Annotated in this window: 13 protein-coding genes; all 13 read left to right on the forward strand. The window is 57.6% G+C overall.

What is annotated here, in order from left to right:
* Positions 1–131: 131 nt before the first annotated feature.
* Positions 132–395, forward strand: coding sequence for a hypothetical protein (locus N1078_RS18960; protein ID WP_274089637.1), 264 nt, complete (start codon positions 132–134; stop codon positions 393–395).
* A 153-nt stretch (positions 396–548) separates the two neighbouring features.
* Entirely contained in the window at positions 549–974 is a 426-nt protein-coding gene (locus N1078_RS18965; RefSeq protein ID WP_274089638.1) for an antirestriction protein, read from the forward strand.
* 47 nt (positions 975–1,021) lie between these two features.
* Positions 1,022–1,582 carry a hypothetical protein gene (locus N1078_RS18970; protein ID WP_274089639.1) on the forward strand — a complete coding sequence of 187 codons (561 nt, stop codon included), beginning with the start codon at positions 1,022–1,024 and terminating at the stop codon, positions 1,580–1,582.
* A gap of 327 nt (positions 1,583–1,909) precedes the next feature.
* Complete coding sequence (locus N1078_RS18975) at positions 1,910–2,200, forward strand: KorC repressor protein (protein ID WP_274089640.1); 291 nt, start codon at positions 1,910–1,912, stop codon at positions 2,198–2,200.
* An 83-nt stretch (positions 2,201–2,283) separates the two neighbouring features.
* Positions 2,284–2,640, forward strand: coding sequence for a hypothetical protein (locus N1078_RS18980; protein ID WP_274089641.1), 357 nt, complete (start codon positions 2,284–2,286; stop codon positions 2,638–2,640).
* Positions 2,641–2,820: 180 nt separating this feature from the next.
* Positions 2,821–3,057 (forward strand): hypothetical protein, encoded by a 237-nt coding sequence (locus N1078_RS18985; protein ID WP_274089642.1) that lies wholly within the window; start codon positions 2,821–2,823, stop codon positions 3,055–3,057.
* A 118-nt stretch (positions 3,058–3,175) separates the two neighbouring features.
* Entirely contained in the window at positions 3,176–3,499 is a 324-nt protein-coding gene (kleE, locus tag N1078_RS18990; RefSeq protein WP_274089643.1) for a KleE stable inheritance protein, read from the forward strand.
* A 138-nt stretch (positions 3,500–3,637) separates the two neighbouring features.
* Positions 3,638–3,940, forward strand: a complete 303-nt coding sequence (locus N1078_RS18995) for a TrfB-related DNA-binding protein (RefSeq protein WP_274089644.1) — start codon at positions 3,638–3,640, stop codon at positions 3,938–3,940.
* Entirely contained in the window at positions 3,937–4,710 is a 774-nt protein-coding gene (locus tag N1078_RS19000; RefSeq protein ID WP_274089645.1) for a ParA family protein, read from the forward strand. The genes N1078_RS18995 and N1078_RS19000 overlap by 4 nt, the downstream gene beginning before the upstream one ends.
* The gene (locus N1078_RS19005; RefSeq protein WP_274089646.1) at positions 4,707–5,753 is read left to right on the forward strand and encodes a transcriptional repressor gene korB; all 1,047 of its coding nucleotides are present in this window, start codon (positions 4,707–4,709) and stop codon (positions 5,751–5,753) included. The genes N1078_RS19000 and N1078_RS19005 overlap by 4 nt, the downstream gene beginning before the upstream one ends.
* A gap of 172 nt (positions 5,754–5,925) precedes the next feature.
* The gene (locus N1078_RS19010; RefSeq protein ID WP_274089647.1) at positions 5,926–6,948 is read left to right on the forward strand and encodes a DNA-binding protein; all 1,023 of its coding nucleotides are present in this window, start codon (positions 5,926–5,928) and stop codon (positions 6,946–6,948) included.
* A 127-nt stretch (positions 6,949–7,075) separates the two neighbouring features.
* Entirely contained in the window at positions 7,076–7,438 is a 363-nt protein-coding gene (locus tag N1078_RS19015) for a KfrB domain-containing protein (RefSeq protein WP_274089648.1), read from the forward strand.
* Between the two features lie 25 nt (positions 7,439–7,463).
* On the forward strand, positions 7,464–8,639 hold the full coding sequence (locus N1078_RS19020; protein WP_274089649.1) for a phosphoribosyltransferase: 1,176 nt from the start codon (positions 7,464–7,466) through the stop codon (positions 8,637–8,639).
* The last annotated feature ends 65 nt before the right edge of the window (positions 8,640–8,704 follow it).

Consider the following 8,704-nt stretch of genomic DNA (forward strand, 5'->3'; position numbering starts at 1 on the left):
GGAACCGCACCCCCCCCATCCCGGGCCTTGCCCACTGGGTCTGCAACAACCCCCCCCCCCCCCCCCCGGCCCAGGCCGGGCACCCATCCAAGGCCGGGCATGTTGCCCAGGTCAAAACCGGAGAGCATCCGATGAGTACCACGGTAGCAACCCTGCGCACCAAGGCCACCCTTGAAAACATGCTGGCCCACTCCAACGACCGCAACCGTTACATGCAAGGAGCCCTAGGCTCAATCGACACTATCCTACGCATGAGCCTGGCTGCTCAGCCCATGGCCAAGGCGATTGCCGAAGAGCTGGAGAAGGTGCGCCAGTTCAATGCGGAGGCGACAGAGAGCTACAGGATGCGCGGCGAACGGATCGACGCCCGCCGCTATCCAGACGAAGACGAATAGGTGCCCCACAAGCCCGGCAGACGCCGGGTTTTTTACGTCCTGGGGAGATATTTCGGAATAACGGAAATAACGCTTGCAATAATAGGACAAAATGTCCTATTATTCTTTCCGAAGGCCGGGCATATTGCCCAGGTCAGAACCGGAGAACATCCGATGAGCAACGCCGAGCAATCCCCCCTCCCGATCATCGCAACCCTGCTGCCAGAAGAAAGCCGCATGGGCTTCTTGCCTGCATTTTTTGGTGAAGAGCACATGATGAATGGTGAGGGTCTGGTTTTCTGCTGGATGCGCAATCTGTCCGAGGACTACAACGGCGGTCTGTGGAACTACTACACCTTGTCGAATGGCAGCTTCTACATGGCACCGGCTACCGAAAGAACCTTTCGCGTGCGCGTTGCAGGTAACTGGTTTGACGGCGAGCTGTCTGCTGATGCTGCTGGCATCGTCGCTACCCTTTACGCTGTCTGCGAGCTGGCAAACCGCACCGGGTCAGATCGCATAGTCGATCAGTACCATCTGCTGCACGATTACGCGGGAGAACACCCGGACGCTGGCCAGATTTTCGCTGCTATCGACTAACCCCACTGCCCCGGCCGAGAGGCTGGGGCATCTACCTGGAGTAAATCATGAAGGTGGAAACAGTGCGGGAGCTGGCCGACCAGGACGCCATAGCAAAGTATCTGGGAAACATCGTCCCAGCCTCAGAGATTGGCCCAAGGAAGAACGGCTTCGATTTCCGTATTGGGCATGGGGCCGTACCGACTAAGCCGAAGCCGTACAAGGCTTGGCTGGAGAAGCGTCTAGCGTCTGAGTTGGCCGGGTTGGAGCTGGATCGGGCCAAGTATGAAGAACACCGCCTTGGCGGGCTGGCGGCTCTTACAGACATTGACCTGCTTTACGCGGCAGGCAACGCGACCGAAGCAGCAAAGGTCGCAATGGAAACGATTTTCTATCTGAAAAGTGCCCATATATCGGCTGGCCTGTCGAAGATCGAGGGCATCCGGCAGGAGCTGCAACGCCTTGATGGCGAAGCCGATCAGGAGCGAGTCAACAAGCAGGAGCTGCCCGACCAGGTGCCATACGGCTTTGAAATGGTCGATGTTGTTCTTCCTGCCCGCCAAGCGTTCATCGTCAAGAAGTGGGCCGAGGCTGCACAGGCCAGGATCAAGGCAAAGGGGAAGAAATGATGCGGAAAGGATTCGAGCGTGTGCGGGTAATCCTGCCCGCGCACCAGGCGTACCAGGTGAAGAAATGGGCCGAGGCGGTACAGCCAAAGGTTGACGAGAAGGTTTATCCACCCGGGACACCGTTTTGGCAGAAAATGCCACGCGAGGTTTACTGGCGAGATAGATTTCTTAGATCGCTGGCCAACTTTCAGTCGGGCATAGCGAGTGGGGGCGAGCCGACAACCCCCAAACAGAAACAGAATCAGACGGCATGGCTGGCTGCATGGCTCCGGGAGCTTGGCGGGCTTGAGGCTGTCTGGTAAGAGCATCCAGACAAGGGAAAACGAAGTGGAAGTAAATATTCGATTTGAGTGCCTACGCCCTGCTGATGATGGTTGGCAGGCCCCTACGCCGGATGAGGTGCGCGAGCTGTTACGGATCATCGCGGCACGCAAGGACATTCCGAAATTCACGGGTGGTATGGCGGCACGCTTCCTGGGTTTGGGCGTTCAAGGCGACCGCACTCTTCGCCGCTGGACGGGTGGAGCTACGCCGATTCCATACGCGGCCTGGGCGTTGCTTTGCCATGAAGCCGGCCTTGGCGTTATATGGCACAATAGGAAGGATATAGCGAATTAATCGCTTGTCGAATAGGGCATTATGTCCTATTGTTCTTTCCGAAGGCCGGGCATGCTGTCCAGGTCAAAACCGGAGATTTTCCGATGAGCAATACCGTCAAGGTCGCTGTTTTCCGCAACGAAACAGACCGTCTTTCGCGCCGGGTTAATTGCGATTACCACGCTTGTGTCGGTGTGGGTGAAGTCAAGAACTGGAAGCGGATCACCAGCCGCGTTCTAGCCGAGGTTGAGGTGATCGCCTGCAAGCGTGCCACTGCCTACGACCTGGAGCGCTTCGATAGAGCTATTGCGGACGCCAAGAGCCGTATCATCCAGGCAGGCGAGCGCATTGCCGCCCTGGAAGTAGAGGCTCAGCGACTCCCGGCGCGTGCTGCGGTGAAACTTTCTCCCCCCTTGCCGCTGTGGATTAGTCGCCGACCTGCAGACGATGCCCTGGTTTGAGTCCAGGACGTGCCACGCAAGAGTCAGCTTCGCCGTGGTTTTACGCCAAGGGAAGCCGATTTTAGCCGCTAAAGTATCCTCGAAAGTTCAGCTAAATCCATTGATAAATAGGACATTGTGTCCTATTATTGTTTCCGAAGGCCGGGCATGTTGCTCAGGTCAAACCGGAGATACCATCCGATGGCAAGGAAGACCACTCCCGCTCACCTGGTCAAGCAAGACATGACAATTCTGGTGGACGGGTTGCGCTGGGTTGTACTTGAAAGCCTGTACGATCTGCATGGCAACGGCCCTAACCAGCCGCGTCAGATCATTATTTGTGATGCGCACCCTGACCGCGCCAAGGAAACGGGCGTCTATATGCGGGGCGTACATTTCAGTTTTGAAACCAGCGCAATCGTAGAGCTGGGGGAGTAGGGGGAACGCCCCGGAGTGATCCGGGGCGCTTGGCCCTGCGCTGTCACGCAAAGGCCCAGGCTATGCGGAGCAGCCGCCTGTAGTGGTATTGGAATGCAAGCGAGTGAAGGGGTCAAGCATGGCACGCATACTGAAATTTCCAAGTGGGCAGGAAGCACCGAAAGCTAAGCCGGTGCCAACAGAGTCCGTTCCTGTCGTGGCTCAACCGCCGATGGCAAAGAAGATTGGCGAGCGCCTGCTGCGCGGGGTGTGGATCGGTGTTGTCCTGGTCTGGCCTGTGCTCAAGTGGATTGTATCAATCGACGTATTCATCCAGATGATCCTGATGTTTGCGCGCTGGGATACGCCCGGCAGCTATGCGGGGTGGACATTCCTAGCTCATTTCGCAGTGCTTACCGGCCTAACCTATTTCGTCGGCGCCTACAGGCCAAAGGGCCTTTGAAGGCGCTAGCTGGGAAATTTTAGCGGCTAAAATGCTTGACGGCTCGGCGTTAGTTTAGCTAAACTTTGCGCTGTAAACGGCGGCTGTCACCGTCACTACTCAAGCCAGGTTGCGGAGCAAGGGATATGGGTGCAATCAATGAAGAAGCGGCTTACCGAAGCCGAGTTTCAGGCGGCGTTAGCGGGCCTGGATGTTGGGCATCAGACCATGGAAATAGCGAGGGGCGTGTTAGTTCAGGGGCGGTCGCAATCGGAGTTTGTCGAAGCCCTGAATCTGTCCAAGGGAGCTGTCTCACAGGCGGTCAATCGGATTTGGGCTGCGCACGAAGCGCGGGTGCCTCCTGGGTGCGAACGGCTGACAGTGCTGCTACCCAAGCACCAAGCCTTCATCGTAAAAAAATGGGCGAGCGAGTTCGCCAGGAAAAGGGAAGCCAAGGCATGAAAACAGCGGTCGTCGCCAATCAGAAGGGCGGTGTAGGTAAAACAGCAACCTCGATTCACCTAGCGTTCGATGCGCTGGAGCGTGGAAAGCGATTGGTGTTCATTGATCTTGACCCGCAAGAGAACGCTAGCGATAGCCTGGAGTCCTTTGCTTGTGGATTGACGGCGAGCGCGCTTTTCAGTGCGGACGTAGACCTTCGTGCTGTACTTGGTGCTGCGCTGGAACAGGAAGGCCCTTGTATCGTACTGATCGCAGCCGACCCGACGCTTGCCAACCTGGAGAAGAAAGAGCTGGGGGAGGTGGGTGCCAACTTCAAGAACTCAATCAAGGCGCTGGCCGGGCTTGGTTTTGATCTTTGCCTGATCGATACCGCGCCGACTATCGGCAATGCCCTGGCAGCGGCTTTGTACGCGTCCGACTATGTGTTGTCGCCGATTGAGCCTGAGCGCTACAGCATCAAGGGCATCAAGAAGATGAATGCGGCCATCGCAAATATCCGCAAGGCCAATCCCGGCCTGAAATTCCTGGGCATGGTTCCGAGCATGGTTGACGGCCGTAATCCGCGCCACAAGCAACACCTGGATGAACTCAAGGCGGCATATCCCCAGCTGATGATCCCGGCCCCTATCGGGCTGCGCAGCAGCATCGCGGACGCCTTGGCAATGGGGGTGCCGGTCTGGCGGATCAAGAAAACCGCGGCGCGTGTTGCGGCGAAGGAAGTTCGGGCGTTGGCCCAATACGTTTACGAAAAGATGGAGATTGCGCAATGAACAAGGCCGCACAGAAGCCCGTAGACGGGGCGAGGGCAAGTGGCATGGACTTGGGCAGCATTGGCGACCTTTCGGCCCTGCTGGATGCGCCAGAGGCCCCTGCGGCCAATGCCGGGCCGCTGATCCTGGATATGTCGCTGATTGACGAAGACCCTAACCAGCCACGCAAGGACGAAAACCCTGGATTTTCGCCTGAATCAATCGCGGAGATTGGCGCGACGATCAAGGCTCGCGGGGTTAAGACCCCTATTTCCGTGCGCGAGAACTCGGATGCTCCAGGGCGTTATCTGATTAACCACGGCGCACGCCGCTACCGTGGCTCGAGGTGGGCCGCAAAGACCACGATTCCCGGCTTCATCGACAACGACTACAACGAGGCCGACCAGGTAATTGAAAACCTGCAACGCAACGACCTGACCGCCCGCGAGATTGCCGACTTTGTTGGCCGTGAGCTGGCCAAGGGCAAGAAGAAGGGTGACATCGCCAAGGAAATCGGCAAGTCGGCTTCTTTCGTGTCTCAGCACGTCACCCTGCTAGATCTGCCCGATCCTATTGCCGATGCTTTCAACTCGGGCCGCGTGAAAGACGTAACGCTCATCAACGAGCTGGTCACAGCGCACAAGAACGCCCCGGAAGAAGTAACCGATTGGCTGGAGGACGACACCCAGGAAGTCACCCGTGGCTCGGTGAAGCTGCTGCGCGAGTTTCTGGACGACAAGAGCCAGCAGGGGCAGCAGGAGAGCCTGGCAGAACAGGCACTGCGCGAGGCGCGGGAGCGTACCGGGGGTGACGGTCAAGACCCTGATAGTGACGGCGAGGAAGGCCCCGAAGGCCCAGGGAAGCGCAAGAAGGAACCCGAGAGCGATCCGACCAAGCTCAAGAAGGCCATCGTTCAAGTCGAGCACGACGGCCGGTTGGCCCGCCTGATGATGAACAAACGCCCGAGCGAGTCCGGCTCGGCCTGGTTGAAGTACGAGGATGACGGCGAAGAGTTCGAGACAGTGCTTGTCGATGTGCAGCTAATTCAGCTCCTGGAGGGTTGATTCTTCGCCTGCGCAGTCGGAGGGACTGAATAGTCCACGCTGCAGATAGCACCTCGCTTGAGAAATCCCCGCTTCGGCGGGTTTTTTTTGCTCTTGAAAACGGCGGCAATGCTTGCACGGTAATAAGAATAATAATATTATTCTTATTATTCTTACCAGTCAGGAGGGCGTCATGGAAATCACCAAGGAAACACGCGACCGGATTTTTGCAGCCGCCGACCAGCTCTACGAGCAGGCGGGCCGTGAATCATTTCCGACCGTGGATGCCGTCCGTAAGCAGGCCCGCGTAAACATGAACGACGCAAGTGTCGGCATGAAGGAGTGGCGCAGAGCGCAAACCGCTCAGGCTGCCCCCATCGCGGTAAGAGTCCCCGAGGCGGTGCAGCAGGCTGGCGACCAGGCGGTTGCAACCATGTGGCAGCACGCCCAGGAGCTGGCCAACGAGTCACTGCGGGCGGCGCAAGCCGGCTGGGATGCAGAGCGGACGCTGATCGAGAGTGTGAGCGAGCAGACAAGCCAAGCCTTTGATGAGCAGGCCCAGGAGTTGGAAGGCGCTCGGCTGGCCCTCAAGGGGGTGCAAGGCGAGCTTGAACAGAGCAATGCGCTCAACCAGGAGCAGGGCCGCCAGATTGTCGGCTTGAAGGAAAACCTCGTAGGGATGACCTCGACGGCTGACCAGTACAAGGCGCGGGCAGAAGAGATTGATCGGCGGGCGAACGACTTGCGCGCTGAACTGGATCACGCGCATCGGGTTGGCAAAGAAGCCCAGGCTGAGCTTGAGCGGTTGCGCGACAACTTGGATCAGCGAAACACATTGATCGAAGCGTTGCGCTCGGAGCTGGCAACCGTCAAAGCCCATTCCGAGGCAAATGTGACGGCCCATCAGGAGTACCGCCAGGAAGCAATCCGCGAGGCCGAGCGTGCGGCCCGGCAGATCGAGCAGGTGCAGGGGGAGCGTGATGCGGCCCGTTCAGAACTGGAGACGCTGCGCACCAGTCACGCGATCCTGGAGGAGCGTGCAGAGGCTGCGGGCAAGGCGGGTGACTCCATGCGTGAGACGCAGGCGCTCACGCTGGCGGAGCTGGAGCAGCAGCGTTCTGCTACCAGTCAGGCCCGGGAAGAGGCGGCCAGGTTGAAGGGGCAGATTGAGGCTTTGGAGGCCAAGGCTAAGCCGAAGGCGGGCGCAAAACAGTAAATACCCTACAGCGCTGGCACGGATGGCGCTAAGGAGACTGCTTAAATCTAAGGGTGTAGGCTAAAATTCCTTCTTGTTGGTTTTTTAGCATCCCTTTTTTTGCAGACTGAAATATTTGGAGCAACGAATGAAACAGCGCCTTGTGGTTATGAACGGACAACGCATCGTTCAAAAACCCCCGCCCGGCACTGAATCTTTTGGGGCGGCGACAAATGATGTTGTGGGCAAGGCGAACGGGCTAAAGCCAGGGGTCTACAACCTCTATTCCTCTTTGCCGGCGGATAAGCAGCAGAGCTATAGCGGGCAATTGATCCATGCGGATAAAGAGTCTGTCTATCAAAAGACAGGTGTGAACATCATCAAGCACAATCGGGCAGATTTCGATAAAGTACCTGATGTTGGTAGTGTCTTGACCGTCAGCTACACCGCGCAGGGTAGGGCAGAGACTACGGCCGCTGCGCTAGTACAGGGCAGGGGGCTGAAACGGTGATGTAATTTTAGCGGCTAAAATGGAGGTGTTTTTGAACAAGCTAGGCCAAGCGGAGCGAGCGGCCTGGGGGGATTTCCCCAAGGTCATACGGAATGGTGACTTAGGCGACCTTTCAAAAGAGCCTGAATATCAAGCCGCTAAGCAGGGCGACATGGAAGCCGCCCTTAACCTGGTTGACCGCCTTGTGAGTGACGAGACGGTCAGCCAGATCAAGGAGCTGATCGGGGACGAGACGCCCCGCATTCTTCCTGTCTTGGCCGCCGAAGCGGCAGGCAATAACAAGATTCCCCTGGCGTTCGCCGAGGTATTGGCCGACCGCCTTGGCCTTACCGTAGAAACTGGAATCGTCCAGGCCGAGAAGGTCAATCGAACGAACTCAGGGGCAGATCATCGCCTGGCGTTCAACCCGTCTTTTTTGGGTGACGTTACAGCCGGGCAGAAGTACCTGGTTGTTGATGACACTCTGACCATGGGCGGCACCCTCGCATCGTTGCGAGGGTATGTTGAGAATCGAGGTGGCAGTGTATTGGCTGCCTCAGTAATGACTGCCCACCAAGGCGCGGTCGATATGGCAGTGAAGCCTAAGATGCTCGCGGCAATCGAAGCGAAGCATGGCAAAGAAATGGACTCATTCTGGAAGGAGAACTTCGGACATGGCATCGACAAACTCACCCAAGGCGAAGCCGGCCACCTCAAATCTGCCGCGTCCGTTGACGCCATCAGAGATCGAATCGCTGCGGCAAGACATGGAGCAATCGAGCGCCTGGATGCGAGCAGAACTCAAACGCCGCCGCCAGGAACGCAGTCAGTAAACGCCGCCGACCAGGACGGTCTATATGAAAGTGCTCAGGAGCTGGAGCGGCAGCAACAGGCATTGTTGGAGGCTGCGCCTGTAGAGCAGAGCTATCAGGAAACCTTGTCCACCTATGTGCAGGCGAAGCATGACCAGGTGGAACGGATGGAGGACAAGATTGAAAACCTGATTGACCAGCAGCAGGCCCGCTTACAGCAGAGTCTTACAAACCAGCCTGGCCTGTTCTCGAGAAGCGGAACGAAAGCAGCCTGGCAGACTCAGCAAATGAAGCAGCAGGCCCGCCTGCAGAGTCTGCACGGCCGTTTGGAAGCTGTGCGCGAAATCAAGGATGGAATGGGCATTCATGCCCCAAAGATTGAAGAGCTGGCCACCCGCTGTTGGCGCTGATGGAAAATTGACCCACCCTGCCGATTGAAATTTGACCCAGGGCGGATTGCTGATTTTGTTACCAG

It is taken from the genome of Pseudomonas sp. MIL19 (assembly GCF_028680365.1).
Taxonomy (GTDB): Bacteria; Pseudomonadota; Gammaproteobacteria; order Pseudomonadales; family Pseudomonadaceae; genus Aquipseudomonas; species Aquipseudomonas spirodelae.